This is a genomic window from bacterium, assembly GCA_024226335.1.
In the GTDB taxonomy this organism is placed as follows: domain Bacteria; phylum Myxococcota_A; class UBA9160; order SZUA-336; family SZUA-336; genus JAAELY01.
Map to the genome: position 1 here is coordinate 1 of JAAELY010000406.1, position 21797 is coordinate 21797.

General features: G+C 61.9%; 19 protein-coding genes. 8 read left to right on the top strand and 11 right to left on the bottom strand.

The genetic code is table 11. The features are described 5' to 3' along the window. Positions 1-137 precede the first annotated feature (137 nt). The 3 genes from GY725_20240 to GY725_20250 form a co-directional block, all read right to left on the bottom strand. Positions 138-917 carry a methyltransferase domain-containing protein gene (locus GY725_20240; protein MCP4006514.1) on the bottom strand — a complete coding sequence of 260 codons (780 nt, stop codon included), beginning with the start codon at positions 915-917 and terminating at the stop codon, positions 138-140. 61 nt (positions 918-978) lie between these two features. After that, entirely contained in the window at positions 979-1794 is an 816-nt protein-coding gene (locus GY725_20245) for a nucleotide excision repair endonuclease (protein ID MCP4006515.1), read from the bottom strand. A 73-nt stretch (positions 1795-1867) separates the two neighbouring features. Beyond that, complete coding sequence (locus GY725_20250; protein ID MCP4006516.1) at positions 1868-2308, bottom strand: nuclear transport factor 2 family protein; 441 nt, start codon at positions 2306-2308, stop codon at positions 1868-1870. An 84-nt stretch (positions 2309-2392) separates the two neighbouring features. Here GY725_20250 and GY725_20255 point away from each other — a divergent pair, with 84 nt between their 5' ends. Genes GY725_20255 through GY725_20265 form a run of 3 tightly spaced genes read left to right on the top strand, consistent with a single transcriptional unit; the run spans position 2393 to position 4942 of the window. Then, a complete protein-coding gene (locus tag GY725_20255; GenBank protein ID MCP4006517.1) occupies positions 2393-3238 on the top strand; it encodes a solute-binding protein in 846 nt (281 codons plus the stop codon). Next, positions 3189-3881 carry an ABC transporter permease subunit gene (locus GY725_20260; protein ID MCP4006518.1) on the top strand — a complete coding sequence of 231 codons (693 nt, stop codon included), beginning with the start codon at positions 3189-3191 and terminating at the stop codon, positions 3879-3881. The genes GY725_20255 and GY725_20260 overlap by 50 nt, the downstream gene beginning before the upstream one ends. Further along, positions 3878-4942 (top strand): ABC transporter ATP-binding protein, encoded by a 1065-nt coding sequence (locus GY725_20265; GenBank protein MCP4006519.1) that lies wholly within the window; start codon positions 3878-3880, stop codon positions 4940-4942. Before GY725_20260 ends, GY725_20265 begins: the two co-directional genes overlap by 4 nt. 8 nt (positions 4943-4950) lie before the next feature. Here the strand turns inward: GY725_20265 and GY725_20270 are convergent, their stop codons facing one another. After that, on the bottom strand, positions 4951-5712 hold the full coding sequence (locus GY725_20270; protein ID MCP4006520.1) for a matrixin family metalloprotease: 762 nt from the start codon (positions 5710-5712) through the stop codon (positions 4951-4953). Positions 5713-5933: 221 nt separating this feature from the next. After that, entirely contained in the window at positions 5934-6728 is a 795-nt protein-coding gene (locus GY725_20275; GenBank protein MCP4006521.1) for an outer membrane lipoprotein-sorting protein, read from the bottom strand. A 127-nt stretch (positions 6729-6855) separates the two neighbouring features. Here GY725_20275 and GY725_20280 point away from each other — a divergent pair, with 127 nt between their 5' ends. Further along, positions 6856-7491: a hypothetical protein gene (locus tag GY725_20280; GenBank protein MCP4006522.1), complete on the top strand. Its 636-nt coding sequence runs from the start codon at positions 6856-6858 to the stop codon at positions 7489-7491. 45 nt (positions 7492-7536) lie between these two features. On the opposite strand, the gene GY725_20285 is transcribed toward GY725_20280, so the two are convergent. From GY725_20285 to GY725_20310, 6 genes are all read right to left on the bottom strand, one after another. After that, positions 7537-9114 (bottom strand): carboxylesterase/lipase family protein, encoded by a 1578-nt coding sequence (locus GY725_20285; protein ID MCP4006523.1) that lies wholly within the window; start codon positions 9112-9114, stop codon positions 7537-7539. Between the two features lie 32 nt (positions 9115-9146). After that, positions 9147-10319: a glycosyltransferase family 4 protein gene (locus GY725_20290; protein MCP4006524.1), complete on the bottom strand. Its 1173-nt coding sequence runs from the start codon at positions 10317-10319 to the stop codon at positions 9147-9149. Then, entirely contained in the window at positions 10316-11095 is a 780-nt protein-coding gene (locus GY725_20295) for a class I SAM-dependent methyltransferase (protein MCP4006525.1), read from the bottom strand. The genes GY725_20290 and GY725_20295 overlap by 4 nt, the downstream gene beginning before the upstream one ends. A 39-nt stretch (positions 11096-11134) precedes the next feature. Further along, positions 11135-12124 (bottom strand): NAD(P)-dependent oxidoreductase, encoded by a 990-nt coding sequence (locus GY725_20300; GenBank protein ID MCP4006526.1) that lies wholly within the window; start codon positions 12122-12124, stop codon positions 11135-11137. Next, a complete protein-coding gene (locus GY725_20305) occupies positions 12121-13800 on the bottom strand; it encodes a glycerol-3-phosphate dehydrogenase/oxidase (GenBank protein ID MCP4006527.1) in 1680 nt (559 codons plus the stop codon). Before GY725_20305 ends, GY725_20300 begins: the two co-directional genes overlap by 4 nt. A 301-nt stretch (positions 13801-14101) precedes the next feature. Continuing rightward, complete coding sequence (locus tag GY725_20310; protein MCP4006528.1) at positions 14102-15901, bottom strand: hypothetical protein; 1800 nt, start codon at positions 15899-15901, stop codon at positions 14102-14104. A gap of 142 nt (positions 15902-16043) precedes the next feature. Here GY725_20310 and GY725_20315 point away from each other — a divergent pair, with 142 nt between their 5' ends. From GY725_20315 to GY725_20330, 4 genes are all read left to right on the top strand, one after another. Continuing rightward, positions 16044-16796: an SDR family oxidoreductase gene (locus GY725_20315; protein MCP4006529.1), complete on the top strand. Its 753-nt coding sequence runs from the start codon at positions 16044-16046 to the stop codon at positions 16794-16796. Between the two features lie 168 nt (positions 16797-16964). Continuing rightward, complete coding sequence (locus tag GY725_20320) at positions 16965-18551, top strand: tetratricopeptide repeat protein (protein ID MCP4006530.1); 1587 nt, start codon at positions 16965-16967, stop codon at positions 18549-18551. A gap of 20 nt (positions 18552-18571) precedes the next feature. Then, positions 18572-19588, top strand: a complete 1017-nt coding sequence (locus GY725_20325; GenBank protein ID MCP4006531.1) for a FecR domain-containing protein — start codon at positions 18572-18574, stop codon at positions 19586-19588. 45 nt (positions 19589-19633) lie between these two features. Continuing rightward, entirely contained in the window at positions 19634-21748 is a 2115-nt protein-coding gene (locus GY725_20330; GenBank protein ID MCP4006532.1) for an adenylate/guanylate cyclase domain-containing protein, read from the top strand. Positions 21749-21797: the final 49 nt, after the last annotated feature.

The following is a 21797-nucleotide window of genomic DNA, read 5'->3' on the forward strand; positions in this document are numbered from 1 at the left end:
CCGAAAGGAAACGCTCTCGACGCGTCACCTTCCCCTTACGACTCCAAGCCTCGGATGCGAACGACGCCTGCTTCTTCAGCTCTGTCATCCCCCTATCCCTTGGTTCTAACAAATTCATGGGGTTCTGCAGAGATTCCCTAGGTGCTGCGCCGTAGCTTCCAGACCTGCTCCGCCGGCCAGCGCTCCGCCCAGCTTCCGGGAGTATTGAAACGGTCGGGGCTAGCGGGTGGCGCTTGCAGTTCCAGATAGTCGATGACCTCGAATCCGGTTCCCCTGAAAAGGGCCAGCCAGTCGGAGATGGGCAGGTTGAACTCGATTCCACCGGGGTCGACCTGTGACAGGGTCGAGTCGAGTCGCCGCAACCCGAAGTAGTCGCGATGCAGTGTGGGCTCGCACGCGGCACCGCTTGGCGGCGTGCAGATCATCGCCAGAGGTGTATGGCCGAGAAAGACCAGCTCACCGCCGGGCTTCAGCAATCGATGGGCTTCGGGGATCCAGATTGCGGGATCGCACCAGATCGCGGCTCCGTACTCGCTGATCGCAAAGTCGAAGTGGCCGGCGGCATAGGGGACCGTCTCGGCGTTTCCATGGTGGAGAGTCAGCTCGACTCCGTGCTCGCTGGCCAGACGGCGCGCGGTGCTGAGCTGGCGCTCCGAGTTGTCGATTCCGACCGCGGTCGCACCACGGCGAGCCATCCAGCCCGAAACATAGCCCGTGCCACATCCCAACTCGATCGTGTGCAGTCCAGTCATGTCTTCCGGTAACAGACCCAGCTGCGATTCCGGGAGCTGCCAGCAACCCCAGATGGGTTCCTCGGTTCGCCAGCTGCGCTCTCCGGCCGAGATCCAATCGTCGGCCATCCCGTCCCAGTAGGCGCGATTCTCGCGGACGTGCTCGGGAAGTTCTTCGTCGGGCATGACCGATGGGGTAGCACGAATCCCACCGGACCGGAAAGGGGACGTCCGACCTCCTGTCCGACTATTGGGATCGAATGAAGAGGACGTCGCGTTCCCGCTGCTCAACGAACGTACCGGACCGCCCTTCACTCCTCAGCGCATCGTGGAGTGGGCGTAGATCACTCGCATAGAAGGATTCGAGCAGCTCGACCATCTGCTGTACGTCTACGGATTCACGTCGGGCCAGAGGTTTCTCGAGCAGAGCGAGCACGAGTTGCTTGAGCCCGTCGAGGGACTCGCCCGCGAGATAGCCGCCGAGCGCCGCAACGAGCTGCGAATCCAGCTGGCGGACCCCCGCAAGCCGCGAACCACGCAGTGAGGGCGCGGGGTCGAGAGAGGATCGGCGCTCGAGGTGGCCGACGAGGGCCAGGAGATCGATCAAGGTGTCGAAAGCCTGCTTCGCTCGCAGACGAGAACGGAAGTGACCGAACCAGGTGAACTCGAAGACGTCCCAGACCGGGGTTGAAGTGGTAAAGCAGAGCAAAGTCCGCCTCTCACTCCAGCGCAGACCGATCGCCGGGTAGAGGAACGAGAACGCGCCCTCCACGTTATGCGGCGGCTCGAAGCTGCGAATCAGTTCGTTCTCAACCGCAAGAGCCTCTCGCTCCGACGGCTGCACGCGGATCTCGAGCTGGCTCGCTTCGCGCACGAGCATCCGCATCTTGCGGTGGACCTTCTTGCGCGAGGCATTGCGGTAGCTCGAAAGCCTGCGCCGAAGATTTGCCGCTTTTCCGACGTAGAGCACGGCTCCGTCGTCGTCCTTGAAGAGGTAGACACCGGGCGAGGTCGGCAACTGCGCGATCCGCTCCGCACCGAACGTCCGATCAAAGCGCTTCATCCCCACGGCGAGAGGATAGTCCGCAATCTCGCCGCGCGCTCGACGGTCGGGATCCGGGAATGCGGTGTGTACCTCAGTCCGAAAAGTCCTCCTGAGTGAACTTCGCGAGCCTCTCGATCCACCACGGCGGTGCGTTGCTCATCAGGGTGTTCAGATCGAAGTAGTCGCGCCACAGGGTGATCTTGTCGTCCCGGAAGGTCTGCACGGAAACGAAAGGCAGGCTGACCTTCTCCCCTGTGTGGAAGTACCAGTGCTCGGTGTGCTCCGTGATCACCGTGTCGCCTTCCGCCACGATCCGGTGGGTCTCGTGCTCGTGTTTCTCGATGGGCTCGAGACCGATTCGGAGGCGTTTCGCGACGTTTTCCGGACCGACTGCGCCAAAATCGGGCGTCGGAACATCCTGGTACAGTCCGTCGGCCGCGAAGAACTCGCCAACCGCGTCGTAGTCGCGATCCTCGTAGAGTCTCTTCCAGAACTCCACGACCCGTGCCTTGTTCCGCTCGCTCTCCGACATGATCAACCCTCCCAGGTTCGGACTCGAAACGATCGGGCGGTGCGGTGCTATCCTCCGCGCTCCGCCGTTCCCCGAGGAGACTACATGTATTGGCAGCTCAGGATGGTGCTGGCGACTGTACTCGTCCTTGCCGCTTGCACAGCCGATCCGCAAAGCCCTCGCGAACTCGTGCTGGCCACGACCACGAGCGTCCAGGATTCCGGACTCCTGGATTCGATCCTGCCGAGATTCAGCGAAGAATCGCGGATTGGCGTGCGTGTGATCGCAGTCGGTACGGGTGCGGCCCTGCGCATGGGTTCAGAGGGAAACGCAGACGCTCTGCTGACCCACGCGCCGTCTTCGGAGCAGAAACTGCTCGACAGCGGTGCGGTGGTTTCGCGCGTCCCGTTCATGGAGAATCACTTCGTGATCGCCGGTCCCGAAGCAGATCCGAGTGGCGTTGCCCAGGCGACCAGCGCGATCGAAGCCCTGCGACAAATCCACGAGCAGAAGGCGGCCTTCGTCAGCCGCGGCGATGATTCCGGCACCCACAAGCGCGAGGTAGCCCTCTTCAAGAGTGCGGGCATCGATCCGGACGAGCGTTGGCCGGGCTATGACAGCACTGGCTCGGGCATGGGGCTCTCTCTGCAGGTCGCCGGAACCCGACGCGCGTATATCCTGTCGGACATCGGCACGTTCCTGGCATTTCAGAAACCCACGAAACTTCACGCACTTTCGAAGCCCGAACCGGCACTGCGCAACGAGTATTCGTTCCTGCGCGTAAGCGCCGAGCGCTTCGGGGAGCGGATCCGCGCGGAAGAAGCGCGTGCGCTCGAAGCTTTTCTCACGCGGGCAGACGTACAGGACGAGATCGGCGCCTTCGGCCAGCAGAAGTTCGGACGTGCGCTGTTCCGGCCGGTGCGAGACGGCGCGAAAGGCGCAAGTGACTGAAGCCGGTCCGATTCTGGAAATCACCCTGCGCACGCTGGCCGTGTGCCTACAGGCGTTGCTGGTTTCCGTGGTGATCGGAGTGCCGCTGGGAATCTGGCTCGGCAGTCGCAGATTTCGCGGTCGCGGTGTGATGATCGGCGTGGTCAATTCGGGAATGGGAGCCCCTCCGGTCGTGGTCGGTCTTTTCCTCGCGTTACTGCTCTGGCCCAGCCAGCCCCTGGGCGGGCTTCAACTCATGTACACGCGTCAGGCGATGGTGATCGCGCAGTTCCTGATCGCGTTGCCGCTGATCGTCGGTATCACACTGGCCGCCGTCGGTGCATTGGATGAAGACTGGGCACTGCAGGTGCGCACGCTCGGCGTTCCGGCACCGTGGCGACTCTGGTTGCTTTTGCGCGAGATTCGACTCGGCCTGCTGGCGGCCGTGATCGCAGCACTGGGCGGCATTCTCTCCGAAGTAGGTGCAGTCTTGATGGTCGGCGGCAATCTCGCCGGGGAAACGCGCGTACTCACGACCGCAGTCATGATGCACACGCGCATGGGCAACCTCGAAATCGCATCGGGTCTGGCGGCCGTCCTGCTCGGACTGATCTTGATCCTCTCGGGCATCCTGACGGCCGTTCAACAGGGAGGCCGGCGATGAGTTGCGTGCCCGCGCTCTCCGCCGAGCGACTGCGGATCCTGCGCACGTCGAAACGCAGTCGTTTCGAGCTTCGCGTCGATCGGCTGGAGATTTTCGGCGGCCACGCGCTGGCCATTCTGGGCGCCAACGGAGCGGGAAAGACCAGCCTGTTGCGCGCTCTGGCCGGGTTGGAGCCACCGGTCGAAGGCACCATCTCGGCGCACGCCGACGGTCCGGTCACCATGGTATTCCAGCGCCCGATTGCCTTCGCTGGAACCGTCGCGCATAACGTGCGCACCGCCCTGCTCTCCCTGCGCCTGCCTTCCGAGCTTGAACAGGATCGAATTCAGCAAGCGCTGCAGCGTTTCGACGTCGCACATCTGATCGAACGCCGTGCGGCCAGCCTATCGGGTGGCGAGTTGCGTCGCGTCGCACTCGCGCGAGCCTTTGCATTGCAACCGGCCGTCCTTTTGCTCGACGAACCCTTCGACGACCTCGATGCCGCGGGCCGCGAGGTCCTGTCCCTCGATCTCCGCGGGGCGATCGAAGACACCGGCGTCGCAGTCGCCGTGGTCACCCACGACCTGAGGCGCGCAGTGCTACTGGCAGATCGAATGGCGGTACTCGACGCGGGATGCGTCCAGCAGATCGACGACACGCCCACCGTCATGGAGAAGCCGCAAAACGCTGGAGTCGCGCGACTCGTCGGCATGACGAATCTGATACCCGGCGTGGTTTCCGACTCCACGGAATCGGGTCACGCGATCGTCGAGATCGATCGCGAACACCGGATCGAGACGCTCTCAGAACTGGAGCGCGGCACGGCAGTCTGGGTGGGAATTCGCAGCGAATACCTGAAGATCGACACCGGCCGCGGAGAGAGCGCTCCGATCGGCAAGGGAGTCGTTCGACAGATTCTGTCCGACGGGGTGTTGAGCACCCTGGTCATCGAATGGGCGGGGTTCGAACTGCGCACCCACCTCATCTCCGGACGCGGACTCTCGCGCAGTCTGGTGCAGGGAGATGCGGTCCTGGTTTCGGTACAGCCCAGAGACGTCTGGCTGATGCGACGCGATCCCTAGTGTCGGCCTCAGCGCAGAGATTCGAGTAACTGCCCGTCGACTCGAGTTCCATTGGGTTGCTCGTTCAGCGCTCGATACGTGCGAATATCGTGTTCGGTGACGACCACTCGATCGCGCGTGTGCCAGGCGTAGTTCATCGCCGAATCGCAATCGAGACAGTGCCGAAGTCCGAGCACGTGTCCGAACTCGTGCGCGATCAACAGGCGGAGCTCATTGGCGGTCAACTGGCAGCTGATCTCGAGACAAGTCTGCGTCGTATACTCCAAGGTGCTTCCCAGTTTCAGGACGCCGTCGCGCACTTCCCAGCCAATCCCGCCCCAACCTGCATAGTCGCCGGCCAGACGGCGACGCCAGGTGATCTGGACGGGGGCCTCGGGATCGTTTTCTACGAACTGCAACGCGAACCAGGGAAGGTCGCGTTGTAGCGCTACTCCCCATGCGCGCATTCCATTCAGTACCGCTTCGCGCGTCTGTTCGCGATTTGCGTATCGCGCCGAGACTCTGGGCATGTCCACGTTGATGCGGAGTGGCATGTGCTCGCGCGTGTAGTGCACATAGGCTGCGGTTTCGTCGACGTCCTTGGTATTGGGTTGCAGATACGTGGACTCCGGACCCACGGGCTCGAGAACGCGGGTCTCGGTAGAAGCCGGGAGTGCGGGAAACTCCGAGATCACGCGCGGCTCCTCATTCCGCCGCGAATTGCCCCCATCGCTCGTGCAAGCTGCGAGCATCGTCACCAGCCCCAGAACCGACGCGAGTATTCTCATCATTTCCGCCTCCAGACGATTGCATTCTAGCTCACTGGAATCCGTTGTTCTGCCCGCGGCTAGGGAACCTCTGCACAGGGAAGCTGCGGCTGCGAAGCGCGATGCATCCGCCTGCGCTGCGTCGCGCGACCCTCTGCAGATCTACGGATCTGCGATCGGATCACGCTTCTTGCTCAGGCGGCGACTCCCGCTTCTCGCTCGATTCCTCCCTGTGCAGAGATTCCCTAGCGACCGCGAGCCAGATTCATGATCGAGAAGGCCTCGGCAGCCAGGCCAGTCTCGTAATCGACACTCTCGACCACGAGTCGTACGAAGCGCTTCTCGCCGGGTTTGCTGAAACGCATTTCAATCGGTGTGGGAACGCCCTGAATGAGGCTCACTTCAAGGGTCTCCGCAATCAGGACCAACCTCTTCTTCCGAAAGTGTTCGGTCCTGATCGGAATGAAATTTGTCGCATCGATCCAGGTAATGCGACGGGTAAATCGAGGGTTTTCCAGTCGTGCGCCTTCAATGATTCGGTAGGTAGCGCGATTGCCGAGTCGCTCTCGTGAGACTTCGATCGTTCGAGTCGGCTCATTCTGCGCGACGCCAAAGCCCAGGAACTCGAGATCGATTCCGTAGACGTCGTCATCGGCAATCGAAGCTGGAAGTCGACGCACGCGCCGCGTTGCAGGCTGATAAATGAAATAGTCGTTCGGGCGATCGGAGTGTTCCAGGTACAGCACCGCGACACGGCGCAGGTCTGCCGGTGTCTCAAAACGGATCATCACACGTTCGGAATCTCCGGCTTCGTCGTCGCGAAATACGGAGAGCCTACGGACCTCACGAAGGCCGGCCAGTTCCATTTCGAGGCGGATCTGAGCGGTAAAATGCTGCGAGTCGAGTCGCCCGTGCCAGCGAGCTTTCAACTGTTCCGCAGTAAGAGGAATCGCGTCCTGGGTATCGGCTGGCGCAGGAAACATGACGACGGTAAGCACAAGCGCGCCCAAGGCCGCCAGTCCCTTACTGCTGATCGTCATGCGCGAACTCCTGAAGATGCCTGCCAACTATACCAGCAATCCACTTAAAGCCCGACGCGAATGGCGGCGAAGAGAGTATCGGAGTCCGCTGCGGGCCAGGCGCGAGCCTACGCCATGAGGTGACACTGTGAACTATCTGATCACTCTAGTGACATTGCTATCGATGCTCTTCATACCGCTGATCGCATCGGCGGAAGAGCCCCCCCCGGCGGCTCCAGCGGAGGAGTCGGAGCGCAAGGTCGAAGACTGGGTACGCGGTATGTGCCCCGCGTTTGGCAGAGAGCAGCAACATGCCTATTGGCTGCAGATGCGAGCCCGTTACCGGGAAAGCCGCCGCTCCCTCTGCCGCTTGAAACAGACGGGAACTGAGCTCATCTATGCGCCGTTCACACTCGGCGTCTCTCTGCTGTCGGCCTCGGAACGCTGGGAACGCTGCCTCGACAACGACTTCAAGTGGAATTTTCAGAGCCAGATCGTCTCAGGTCGACTCGAAGGGTATCAGGCGAAACGCGCGCGATCCGCTCAGGAGGCCAATGAGTTCCACATCACGCTGGCAAACTCCGGAACACTCGCGATGCGTGACATCACCATGACCTGCGACCTGATCGGCTCCAAGCTGCAGCAGATCAGCAGTTCGAAGCAGGTAAAAATGGACGACCCCCTGCTCTCGGGAGAGACCCGGAAACTAACGGTGCAACTCGACCCCCTCGACCGCTGGTTCTGCTATTCGATGTGCGTCTACACGTACACGACCAATTACTGAAGTCGGGCGACGCGTAGGCATCCCGCACTCATGGCGGGTTCCCACTCAACCGGCTTTACGGGTTCTTCCCAGTTCCAGCCCGTTGGACCCGGCTGGCAGCCATCGCGATAGCAGACGCCTTTCAGGATCCAGCGGCCCTTTCTCCAGCGCAGGTTCGCGCCCAAAGATCATCGTGTCGCGTTCGTCCAACGTGTACTGCGGCCACTCGGGCAGACGCTCGTGTCCTGGAATCCCGACGCGCGCAAACTCGATCCAGGCGTGCTGCATACGACGAGAAAGCCGCCCGGCCGAGGCGCTGAATCCAGTAACGGGCCGCACGAACGGATGTTGGGTAGAGCCGAAAACGAATGGGATCTCGAGTGCGTGACAGGAACCTACCGTGCGCCGCAGGGCCTGCGGTCTCCAGGTAAACAGGTAGGAATACACACTGCCGCCGGCTTGCGTCTGAGCTTCCGCAAGTCGGGTTGCTGGCTGGTGAAACACACGAGAACTCTGATAGGCACGCCATACGGAACTCGGTGAGCGTGCGGCGCCGCGCCCGGCGAGGGCACGGCGAAACTCCTTGACCGCACGACCGGGACCGGGGGCGTGCGGCTCGCCTTCAAGCGTCTCGGCGAACCGATCTATGAGCTGCGCTTCACTCATTGGCAGCAAGCCTTCATCGATCAGGCGAAACAGGTTCCATTCGTCGAGCGTCACACCCGTGATGATGGGAATGTGTGACGCCGCGCCGCGTCGGATGGCATCGATCGGCTGCTCTGGAATCACATCCCCATCGACGGCGGGCAAGAAAGTCATGACCCGACGCAAATTGGAAAATCGAGCCATGGCTCTGCGTTGCGCTGTCATGATTTTCGCCAGCGGAATCCGTCCCAGGGCGTCTGCAGTTGGTGCGGGGCCACCCAACTCCGAGATGACGAAGCGCGCCACCTCGCGAGCTTCGTCACGATCAAGCACGTGATCCGCTGCGCCGCTCTGCAGGATGGCGCGTTGAAAAAGGGGCCGCGCAGCGGGAGCACCGAGCAAGGTGGCCACGCTCATTGCGCCTGCCGATTGACCAAAGAGCATGACGTTTCCCGGATCACCGCCGAAACGCTCGATATTCTGGTTGACCCATTCGAGTGCTGCGATCTGGTCGCGCACGCCCAGATTCGTCGACTCAGACATCTCGCCGTCAAGCAAGGTCCCGAGTTGCCCATATCCGATCGCACCGAGGCGATGGTTCAACGTCACGACCACCACATCTCCACGACGGGCCAGGTCTTCGCCGTCGTAGATTGGAGCGGATCCAGCGCCGACCAGATACCCGCCGCCGTGGATCCAGACCATGACGGGACGCTTTGCGCCGTCTAGTTGTGGCGTCCAGATGTTCAACCGCAGGCAGTCATCGCCCGGTACCGAGCCCGCTGCACTTACCCACGCAAAGACCGGGAGAGAAAACTGCGGGGCGGCTTCGCCGAAAACCCGCGCATCGCGAACCCCGGTCCACGACTCGGGCGCATGCGGTGGCAGGAAGCGGAGCGAACCACTGGGCGGTCTCGCGAAGCGAATGCCCCGAAACACCCGAATTCCCCGCGTCTCCGAACCCCGAAGCCGCCCGTAGCTGGTTTCTACTTCCGTCATAGCCGTATGATTTCGCTGGGAGTCCAGGAATTCTAGACTGTTGGCTCGCCTTTGTCGCGCTGCGTCAAAACTCGTTCGTAGATCTCGACAAAACGCTCGGCGAGTTGCTGAGGCGAAAAGTCACCCGCCCGAAGGCTGGCGGCATTGCCCATCTCCGTGCGTCTGGCAGGGTCTGAGATCAACCGGTGCAGATCCTCGCTCATCGCGTCGCCATCGCCGAGCTTTGGCAGGCACGAGAACTCATCGTCCAGGAAATCCCGCTGACCACCGCTATCGAAGGCTACTACCGGAAGTCCGCAGGCCATCGCCTCGAGGAAGACGATGCCAAAGCCCTCGTGCAGCGCCGTCGACAGATAGACATCGGCTGCCGACAGAAGCTGGAACTTTTCGATATCGCTCACAAAACCTGCAAAATGCACTCGTGAAGCGATCCCGAGCCTCTGAGCCTGTTGCTGAAGATCTGGAAGCTCGGGCCCCTCACCCACCAACACCAGGCGTGCACGTACGGCATCGAGAGTCGCGAACACATCGAGAAGAGTGCTGAGGTTCTTGCGCGGGATCAAGCGGCCCACCGCAATCAGAATCACGGAGTCCGAATCCAGTGAGAATGGCAGCGAGTCGCGGTCGATGGGCGAGAACTCCGGACGCGAGACACTGAGCGGGACCAGTTCGACTTCGGGCGCACCGTAGTGTGTCCGCGCCCAGCCGGCAACATCATTGGATTCCGCAACGACACTGTCGCTTCCATGAATGACCCACTTCACCGCATGGCGCAGCCCAGGTGTACGATGAGGCGAGAGCTTCTTGCTCGGATCGTAGAGATCACCCCCGAGCACGGAGAGGACGTGCGGAAGCTTGGCATAGCGAGCCAATAACAAGCCACTTGGCCCGGTAGGCACTGCAAATACCGAGTGCACGATGTCGAATGACTCTTGACGCAGTAGTTTGCGCCCAGAAACCAGCGAACTCGGAAAGAAACTGAGCATGGAAGGCAGGCTCGCGGTAGCGCGTGCATCGCGCATCATGACGGGCACGCGCACGATACGCAGATTCCCGTGGCATTCCTCGCGCTCGAGCCCATTCGCCCAGGAAGTCAAGAGCGTGACCTTCGCACGCTTCTCCAGTTCCACGACCAGGTCGCGTACGAAAACACCCCCACCGCCACCCAGTGGCGGGTATTCGTAGCTGACGAGCAGGATGTTCATTCGCGATCGTCGTCCCTGGGTCGCGTACAGACCGCTGCGACTTTCTTGGTGAAGATCTTGTTGGACTTCCCGTACAGGATGAACGCCGCCCGGAAGATCAGGTTGAGAAATGCCGCGGCCCCCCAGGCCAACCAGTTCGCCGGGTTCTTGTAGAAGACGTACAGGTTCAGAGGAAACACGCGAATGCGCTCGAAGCCCGAGTACTCCAGAAGCTGGTTGAGCGTGTATTCGGTGAACGTATTGTAGTGATCGAAGTTCTGTGCGAGCGCTTCCGGACCCGTGATCGGGTTGGCGCCATTGAGTCCGTGTACGATCAAGCTCCCGCCCGGGCGCAGAGACTGACGACAGAGATCGACAAAGACGAGTTGCTCGTCTTTGGTCAGATGATTGAGCTCTTGCTCACATACGATGCAGTCGAAAGCCTCCACGTTCTGCTGGAGGAACTCGAACGCCGTGTCCACCTGGCAGGCCAGATCGCGCTTTCGCGCGTGCTCGATCTTCTCTGGGTCGGAGTCGATCCCCTGAACGCTGGTGTAGTCGTGACGCAAGAGCATGTCTACGAAATACCCCGGACCGCAACTCACCACGAGGACGTCCGAGTCGCGATCCACAGGCACATACGGCAGATAGTTTCGTCGATAGAACTCGAAGAGCGTCGTATAGCCCTTCTCGATATCGGCGGGTCCCTCCCAGAAGGAATCGAAATCCTCCATGCGCGCCGTCAGCACGATCGACTCGCTGCTTCGCTCGCTTCTCGAGACCTGTGTATTCTTCACGGATTCATCCCGCCTATCCCCTGTCATCCAGCGACGGTTTCACAGTAAGAGGCCCTCTCGTTCGTACCATCGCGCGGTTGCGTCCATACCTTCCTGGAGACGCACACGAGGTTCGAAGCCGAGCAACTCGAGCGCCTGGTCTCCTCGAAACGAAAAGCTCTTGCGGAAAAAGTCCAGCCTGCGCCGGTGAAGCGGTGGTTGCACGCCCAGCGGTCGCAGAATGCTCTCGGTCAACCACGCCGCCGCCATCATGGGCCCCATCGGCAGAACCCACGGCGGCGGTCGACAGCCGATCGCCGCTGCCGCAGACCGGATCATGTCGCTGCTCGCAACCGGAGCCGGTCCGGCGAGCACGAAGCAGGCACCCACAGCCGCCTCGTGGCTGGCCGCGAGGCGCAGTCCCCGGATCAGATCGTCGATGTACACCAGATGATGAGTGTTCTTTCCGCTACCAATGCGCAGGAACAGACCCTTCTTGACGCCTTTGAAGAGCTTGAGCAAACGTCGATCGCCGGGGCCGTAGACTTCTGCGATGCGTGCGATCGCGATCGGTAGCCGATCCATGTACTCGCGCGCGACAGTCTCACCTTCCAGCTTGGTCACACCGTAGATATTGTCTGGGACCAGAGGTGAATCTTCATCGACGTCGCGTCCTTCGGTCCATCCGTACACGCCGATCGTGCTGCCGTGAACGAAACGCTTCACCCCAGATGCGACACTGGCTTCGAGCATATTGCGCGTGCCTGTCACGTTCACGTCGTGAAAATGCTGATCCGGTACGTTTGCTTCGTGCTGCGCCGCAGCCAGATGGACCACGCAATCGACTCCATCGACCAGCTGTCTGGCCTCATCCGCTTCGGTAATCGAGCCGATCACGAGTTCGGCACCCGCCTCCTGTAGTGCGCGGCCGGTCCCGGTTTCGACATCGTTGCGTGACTGTCCGGCAGCGCGGACATCGAGATTCTCTTCGCGCAAGTCCAGGACCAGACGCGACCCGATGAAACCCGTAGCCCCCGTGACCAGGATCAAGTCGTTTCCTCCGCACACGCCAGTCCGAGTTCCGCGCGCGTCTCCTCGAGTTCCTTCTGCAACCGTCCCGTTTCCCAGCCGAGTTCCTCGGCCATCAGACCCGCAGCCATATTCAAAGCTGCGGCGCCCGGGTCTCCGGCCGTCGCGAGATCCGTTCGGCGAAATGCCACATCGGAGAGGCGCTGGGCCATCTCCTCGCGGACGGCGTGGACAACCTCAGCTCGCAGGGTTTCAGAGCCGGGCAGGTTCGATTCCGTCTCGGTCCGGTCGAGCACCCGTTCATAGGCCGAACCGTGATTACAGAGCAGCGCCTCGAGCGACCCCGCGGGAATGCGCGATCCGAAGCGCTCCTGCGCATCGCGCCGCAGAGCCTGGAAATCATCGATCTCTCCGCCATAAAGGGGAGTGTGCTCGGTGGACGCCGCCACCAGACTGCGATCGAGCTTCCGACTCACCAGGTCCAGTGTGCGGGCAGCTTCGAGACGCGCAGTGGTGTACCGAACGCCGAGGAGCGTGATGAGTCCGTCCAGTCCGTCGCATTCCGCGTGATCGATCAGACGCGAGCGCTTGCCGTAGGATAGGTCCGTGGCGCCTTCACGGTTGTCACCGAAGAGCACGAGACCGCAATACCGAGAGATGACGTCTTCAGGTCGAAGTCGGAGTTCAGGATAGCCGGCATTGATCTCGGCAATGAATTCGGCGAGTTCGGCATCCGAGACCGCCGTACTGTCCGGATCGTCCGTCCAGACGCGATGCCATACACCGACGAGCGTGCGCCCGCGCCAGGGCACCAGGAAGAGATGGCGCGTAGACCGGCTCAGAACCGCATCGGGATCGCGAGTCGATCCGGGGACAGCCAACGCGTAGCGATCCGATAGACACCTGTTGACCAGGAAATACGCGTCGCGCGAATAGGTAGGGCGCGGGTTCAACTCAGTGCCGTTGGTGCGACGCAGAAGGGGATCCGCCCAGCCACCCGTCGCGTTCACCACAACCTTGGCGCGCACCTCGAAAACCTGGTCCGCGAGCGTATCGCGAGCCACGACTCCATCGATGCGATTGCCACTCTGCAGGAATCCGGTGACCTCCGCATAGTTGGCAGCCTGCAATCCCTTCGCGGTGGCTGCGAGCAGAGTACAGATCGCCAGGCGAGCAGGACTGCGCATCTGTCCATCGTGAAAGACCACGCCGCCGCTCAAGCCCCTGGAATCGAGCGCGGGGAATGCGTTGAGCGCGTCGTTTCGCGACATCACCCGTGTGGCAGGAATATGCCGCGCAGGGTCCGGAAGATCGCGATTGCGATCCGCCGTGAGAGCGTCGTAGAGCTTCATTCCCGTGGCCAGGATGGGGCGCCCCCGTGTCCAGAATCCGTAGGTCGGCATCAGGAACGGAAGAGGCGAGACCTGATGGGGTGCGATGCGCAGCCAGGCGCTGCGTTCCCGACTCGACTCCCGGACGCGGACCACGTCGAGGTGCTGCATATAGCGGACACCGCCGTGAACCACCTTGAAACAGTTCGCCGAAGCCGCGTGGCCGAAATCGTTCTTCTCGAGCAAAGCGACCGATAGACCGCGCAGCACCGCATCCCACGCCACGAAGAGCCCAAAGATCCCGCCGCCGACGACCACGAGGTCGAACGTCTCTGAGACGAGTCCTTCCAGCCTTCGCTCCGCCAACCGAGCCTCCCTTGTCTGTCTGACGCCCCCACCAGGAGTCGTCCGAGATAGTAACCTCAGAGACGCTGCCTGGCCGCCAGTAGCTGTTCGAGGCGAAGCTGACGCAACTCGGATACAGACCGATCGGAGATCGATCGGATCAGTCCGACTTAACGACAAGACCGCGATATTGCTGATGCGGGAGTCTCGCTCCCGCTCGGGACGCCATCCCGGCGCGAAATGACGTCATGGCTCCTCCGATGTATGCAGCTGGCGAGCCTGGCACCTGCGGGCCAACGGACGCGTCGCGCGCGCCGGAGCGTCAGAAACTGCGGTACCGCCCGAGCAGTCTGTGGCGCGGGAAATTGCGCGCAAGCGTTTCGATGCGCCGACGCGCCTCCTCGCGGTCGCCAGACGCAATCGCTTCCTCGATATACAACTCGTAGGCGCGATCGACCTTCCGGGTCCATTCCTCGAGGAGCCGTGGACTCCGCGTCTGCTGGGCGACCAGATACCCCGAACCGGCGCGGCGCAATGCTTCGTAGGTGTCTCCTTCGGACTCGTGTCGCGCGATCAGCCGATCGAGGCCGCGCAACAGACCGGCGCGGTTCTCCAGATCCGACGGATTCACGTGGTAGAGCGCCGTGCGGTTTGCGAGCGCCGATTCGACATCGCCCGCCAGTTCATCGAGCGCCGCCAGTTGTCGCAGATTCGTAGTTGTCGCCCGCTGCGCGACCGAGGCACGAGCCAGATCCCGGGCGCGGGCGCGCATCTGCGGATCGCGCATGGCCATCTGATCCCGCATCAACTCCGCGACCAGCCCGCTCTTCGCGATGTGTCCGCTGTAGCGAGAACGGACGACCGTCTCTTCGTAGAGCGTACGAGCGTCGTTCCACAACGCCGCGCGCGACACAGTCAGCGCGGCGAAGCCGGCGATCAGCAGCATTGGCAACACCAACCAGCGGCGATCGGATTCCAGTGCCAGTCTCGCGACCGAGCCAACGACCCCCGCCAGCGCGACCGAGGGTAAGTACAATACGCGCTCCGCCATCACGATACCGCTGGCAAAGAGCAGATTCGAAACCGGCAACCAGGTGAGAGCGAACCAGACCAGCCAGAAGAACGGGCTGCGCAGACCGCGGCGCAGCGCAAGAATGACGCCCACCAGAACGCCGACCAGCAACGCCGCGGACAGCAGCACTGCGGGAGCGAGTCGGGTGCTATGCGGGAATCCGGAATAGTCCGCGGAGAGCGAGAACGGTGCAATCAACAGGCGTGAGATCTCACCGAGCGCGTGGGTCATGGTGAGCAGGACCTCCCCGGGCGCGGGATCGGGGAACGCCAGGTATTGCGCCGGTAGGTAGAGCGCGAAACTGACTGGAGGAACCGAGGCCGCACCCAGCACCCAGCCACGCAAGAGAATGAAGCTCCCCAGAGCCAATGCGCAGGGTGTGAGTTCGACGAAGACCCGCCGCAGGAACAGACCGGCACTTTCGTCCTTGCTCCGCAACCAGCTATCGACGAAGAGCAGGCCGGGCAGCACGACAGCCATCTCTTTGCACATACACGAAAGAAGATAGAAGCCGGCGGCGAGCACGCGCGCAGCAGTGCCGTGTGAGTGAAGCGCGAACGCCGCAAGAAAGAACACCGTCATCGCCAGATCCGCACGGCCCACCATATGCGATACGGCCTCGACATGAACCGGATGCACCGCGAACAGTGCCGCGCCCACGGCGGCCGGGATCCACAGGCTGAGCCGCGCGCGCAAGATCTGGAATAGCAACAGGACCGCCAGCGCGTTCAGGATCAGATTGCTGGCGTGAACACCGAAACGCGAAGGCCCGCCGCTGGCATCCGCTCCCCAGAGGATCCGATCCAGAGCGTAACTCGACACCGAAAGGGGTCGATACAACCCGCCCTGTTGCCCGCCGGGCCAGTAGGTCTGCCCGAAGAACTCGGGTATGTGCGACACATCGCGGAGTTCGATGCGGTCGCGGATGATCGGGCGATCGTCCTCGATGAAGTCGCCATCCACGGCCGGCCAAAACGGCAAAGCCGCAAGCAGAACCAGGGCGAGCGGCACCCACCAGGGCGAAGCAGTGGAGATCGACGACTCGGACACGCCGCCAGTCTACCGGGCCTGCTCGCCCCACGGAAGACGCTTCAGAGCGCCTGACCTCTGTATGATGCCGCTCGCGCTGAAAAGCGCCTCGGGTTCGGAGCAGACGAGACAGCGTGGCGAGGCTACGAAGTGAGGAGCGGAGATGAGACGTTTCGAGAATCGAGTCGTGCTGGTGACCGGCGCAGGATCGGGCATCGGTGAGGCCTCGGCACTGCGCATGGGCTCGGAAGGCGGAAAGATCGCCTGTGTCGATATCGACGGAAATGCAGCCGAAGCAACCGCGAAGGCCGTGCGCGAGGCGGGCGGAGAGGCAAATGCCTGGGTCTGTGACATCTCGGACCAGGCCACCGTACAGAAAACCGTCCACGAGGTGGCCGAGCACTACGGCCAGTTGAACGCCTTGTGCAACATCGCGGGCATCCTGCACGCGGACCACACTCTGGAACTGTCGATGGACGTATTTGATCGCGTCCTGGCGGTAAACCTGCGCGGCACCTTCATGATGTGCCAGACCGCCCTTCCCTACCTGATTGAAACGAAGGGCTCAATCGTGAACATGGCATCGACGGCCGCGCTGGGCGCACACGCGTGGATGGCCGCGTATTCGGCATCGAAAGGCGGAATCCTCGCCTTGACGAAAGCACTGGCCGTCGAGTTCGGGCGCAAGGGCGTCAATAGCAACGCGATCTGTCCAGCCTCCGTCGAAACTCCCATGAGCAAGAGCGTGCGACTGCCTGAAGGATTCGACCCGGCGCTATTGCGCAAGGTCCTGCCTTTTGACGACATCAACCGGCCCCCTTCCGACGTGGCGAGTGCGGTGGCCTTCCTCGCATCGGAAGACGCAGTGCACATCAACGGCGATCACATCCGAACGGATGGCGGAGTCATGACATGAAAAGGTTCCTGGTCTCGATCCTCGCGATCGCACTGCGACTTCGGTGTGGGTTCCTGAGGGAACCTCGAATGAGCGAATCAGCTGCGCACAACCTGCGTCTATCTTTGTAGTCGTCCCTACTACCAAGTGTCTGGTAGAATCCAACTCAGCAAGATCTGGAGACGTTTCATGGTAACGGACCGCCCGTCGCGACACGTGATGGTGAGGTGGGCGCGTATTGCGCGGCTGGGAACGACCCTCCTGATTCTAGTTGCACTTTCCCCGCCGGTTGCTGCCAACGAGTCGAGTTCCTACGCCGCGGGTGTCGCCTACGAACGCGGCGCACACGCCTTTCGACTCGGAGAGCTAGCGTCCGCGTTGGAGTTCCTCGAGCGAGCCACCGAGCTCGCCCCAGAGGATCTGCGCATCGTGCGGCTCTACTCGCTGGCACTGATCTCATCCGGCCAGGCGCAAAGAGCCAGTGAGCTGCTTCTTGCCACTACCCGCGCTGACGCTGACGACGACGATCTGCACTTCGTCCGTGCACTCGCTCACTATCGCGCCGGCGAGCTGACCACGGCCCGAGCGGGTTTTGCGCAGGTGCTGCAGGCGGAGCCCGAGCATGCGCAGGCGCAACTCTTCCTGGGAACCACCTTGCAGGAACTCGGCGAGGACGCTGAAGCCAGAATCGCGTTGCGCGCAGCACAGAAACTCGATCCGAATCTCGCCGCGGCTGCCAGCTACCGTCTCGGCCTTCTCGAACTGAAAGCTCATCCGGAGAAGGCGCGAGGGCACTTCGAAATCGCGCGGGACCAGTCGAATGGAACACCTCTGAGCAGCTCGGCACAGGAATTTCTGAGGCAATTGCCCGATCCGCTGGAGCCCAGGAGCCGCATGCGCGCGGCCGCGTCGGCCGGTTTGGAGTACGACTCGAATGCGAACATCGTGGGCGACGATCCCCTGATGAACTCCGAACGCGCGCGCGACATGCGCGCTTTCGTCCGCGCGGGCATCAGCACGAGGCTGCTCGAAACGGAGCGATTTCGACTGCACGCGGGACTGGTGGGCTTCATGGCAAACCACGCCGATCAAAAGAACTACGACGTGCAGGCGGGTCGCGGCGCGCTTTTCGGATCCGCAGCCTTGGCCAGGCGTCTGAACGCCGATCTGCAGGTCTCACTCGAGTCCGCCTGGCAAGACACGGAGCACTACCACCGCCGTGTTTTCGCAAAACAGGCGCTGCGCTTCCGCGAAAATCGCTCCAACGAAACGCGCATCTACCTGTCTTTTGAAAACCGCGACGAGTTCTACAAGGCCATCGATCCGCGCCTGGATCACGACGGGAAAGTTCGCCGTCTGGGAATTGACCACAGTCTTCTGTTGCCGGATCCGAATGCACTTGGACTGCCATCGTGGGGTCCACCACTGCTCACTGCGTCGTATCAGAAACGCCGTGAAGACACCCATGGTGCGGACTATGACTCTCGCTCGAATATCTACCGTCTGAGCCTGCGCGCGCCGATGCCCGCGCAGGTCCGGCTCGAGACCAGTGCCGAACTCGAGGTGCGGCGCTTCGACAATCCGACAATCATCGAACCAACGGCCGGCCCGCGCCACGAGCGCGTGCAGCGCTTCAACATCGGGCTGAGCCGTCCTCTAAACGATCGCTTCACGCTCCTGGGCCGCTATCACAGCACGAACTGGAAGAGCAACGTTCAGGGATTCGCTTTCAAGCGCCAGATCTTCTCGATGATGGTCACCTACTCGTTCCAATGAACTCGCCCGAGGATACGAAAATGAAGACACGCAATATCGTGCACATCGCTGTTCTGCTGGGCTTGTTGTTGCTCGCCCAGAACGCGCGAGCGGGTGAAGCCGTGGGCTTTATCGCCTCGGTCACGGGCACGGTCGAAATCCTGCCGGCGGGTCAGAAGAGCTGGACTGCGGCCGGACTCGACGGAGACGTGCAACTCGACGACACGATCCGCACGGGTGAAAATTCCGCGATCAAGCTCTTGATGAACGATGACACGACGCTCAGCATCGGAGCCGAGACCGAACTCGTGCTCGACTCTTTCGCAGTCGGGCATGCCGCACCGGAGAAACGGTCCGTTATCCGACTGATGCGAGGGCATATCCGCGCCTGGATCGGTGAGATTTTCGGCGGACCTTCACGGGTCGAGATGCACACTCCCACGGCCGTGATCGGCGTGAAAGGCACGGCCTACGATGTATGGGTCGAAGAGAAGAACGGAGAGTTCAGCACGCTGGTGTGCGTGACTCATGGCGCCATCACAGTGCGGCCCTTGCAGGCAGAAGTCGGAACCGATGAGGAACTGGGAATGGGTTCCTGCGCGCAAGTTGGCGAGGACGGCAGGGTTTTGGTGCTATCGACCCGACCCGACGGGTACGATCCCATCGACAACAGTATCTTCGGAAAAGACCCGCTGGTGGCGGACTTCCAGAAGCCGTTGTTCATCGAAGACCTGCTCGTGAGCAATCCGCCGGTCGGCCTCGCGCCAACCGTCGCTCCTTCGGGCTCGGACCCCGCGAAGGTTCCGGACGGCGATCCGATCACCGTGGCAATATCTCTACAACCGCACGCCGCCCCGGAAGATCCGATCCTCAACGGAGAGGATCCACTGCACGAGGAGGACTGGTTCGAAGACCCGCTGCGCGCATTGGACCAGCGCGGCCACCCTGGGGTCGTCCCGGACGCGGATGGAATCGGTTCGAACCTGCAGGTCTACAAAATTTTCCAGTTCTACAATTTCGACACCCAGAAGCCTGATATGCGCGTTTTCGTGCGCTAATTCGGGTCGAAAGCCGGAACGGGGCTTGCACTACTCGAGCACAGTATGAGCGCAACCACCCGCATAACGGCCGTCGGCCTGTTGATCCTCGCAGTCTTTCTGGCACTGTTCGCAATCCGTCCAACCGGACTCGAGAGAGTCGAACTGGTTCTGCTCGACGCTCGTTTCAACCTCCGCGGTCCAGAAAAACCGACTGGATCCGTTGGAGTTGTGGCGTTTGATTCGCGCAGTATCGACGAACTCGGCTGGCGTCGCGACGTAATTGCCGAGGTGATCGAACGACTCAACGAAGCCGGAGCGGCCGCAATCGGCGTGGACATCGTCTTCAGCGAGCCGGGGGTACCCGGCCAGGACGCGCGCCTGGAAAGCGCGGTCGCAGGCGCGCCAACCGCGATCCTCGGCTTCTACTTCCGCACGCGAGACGAGGTGGCTGCACCGGGCAATGCGACTCTGGAAGAGTCCCTCGACCTGGTCGAACCGGCGAAGGTGCGCGTAACTCGGCTCCCGGCGGCCGGCCTTTTGCCGGTGCTCTCATGCCGAGACGTAGAGCCCAATATGAGCAGTCTCTCGCGCGCATCGCGCCACATGGGCTTCTTTTCGGCGATCAAGGACCTCGACGGTTCGGTGCGACGCTCGGCCCTGCTGGGGAGCTGCGGCGGCGAACTCTACACTTCCCTCTCGCTGGCCGTGGCGGAGATGGCGACGGGCGAGCGGGCCGTGGTGATCGGCGACACTCGCGGCATCCACGAGATCCGATTGGGCAAGCGCATCCTGCCCACAGATCCGGGCGGGCGATTGCTGATCAACTACCGCGGACCGGCTCGCACCTATCCTCACTACTCCGTCGCGGACCTCCTGGCGGACGAGATTCCGAGGGGAGAACTCGCAGGAAAGATTTTGATCGTAGGCACGACCGAGCCCGGGATCATGGACGTGCATCCGACTCCATTTGACGCTTCGTTCCCGGGTGTCGAGGTACACGCGAACATCGTCGACAGCATTCTCAGCAACGACGCGGTGAGGCGCAGCGACGCCCTGGTGGCCATCGAACTGGTCCTGATCATCTTCTTCGGCGTCTTGCTGAGCGCATTCATCCCGCGCATGAGCAGCGCGCTTGGTGGAGCCGTTATTGCAGTCCTCTTGCTCGCAGGTCTCGTGGTCGGAGGCTTCTGGGCTTTCACGGAGTATTCAATCTGGTTCAATCTGACCTACCCCGCGCTCACGCTCATCAGCGTGTACCTGGGAGTCACACTCATGCAGGCGCTCAACTCCGAGCGCAGGAGCCAGGAGCTTCGCAACCAGTTCGCCACCTACGTGAGTCCGGCAGTCGTAGACGAGATCGTGCGACAACCCGATTTGTTTCGACTGCACGGCGAGTCACGCCGCCTGTCAATTCTGTTCTCCGACATCCGCGGCTTCACCGCACTCTCGGAACAGATCGATGCGACACAGGTCGCAAAGCTCTTGAACACGTACTTTGCCCCGATGACGGCTCTGGTGAAGGAGAGTGGAGGAACTCTCGACAAATACATCGGAGACGCGCTGATGGCGTTCTGGGGCGCGCCTCTACCCATCGACAACCATCCGATACGGGCGTGTGAAACCGCACTCGCGATGCGCCGCGCACTCGAAGAGCTCAATCAAACGCGCACCGATCTTTCGGGAATGGATTGCCTGCGCATCGGTATCGGCATCCACACGGCCGACGTCGTGGTTGGAAACATGGGCAGCGAGTCGCGTTTTCAGTACACGGTGATCGGTGACGGCGTGAACCTGTGCTCCAGGCTCGAGGGCCTCAACCGCTACTACGGCACCGAGATCATCGCGAGTTCGGATCTAGTCGATGAAATCTCTGATGGGATTCTGCGACGCGAACTCGACACGATTCGCGTCAAGGGTCGCCGAGAAGGCGTTCGCATCTACGAGATTCTGGGACGCGATGCTCTCGACCCGATGGACATCGAATTCCACAGTTGGTACGCAGACGCCCTGCGTGCCTACCGCGCGGGCAACTGGGCAGAAGCGCGACAGGCCCTGGCCTCCGCCATCTCGGTGCGCGGCGAAGACGCGGGCTGCGAAATGCTCCTGGGTCGGGTGCATATCCTGGAAAAGGAACCACCCGCAGAGTGGACGGGCGTCTGGACCTTCGAAAGCAAGTAGGCAACTCGGCGCATGCGCATTCGCGCACATGCCTTGCGTTCGGGCGGCA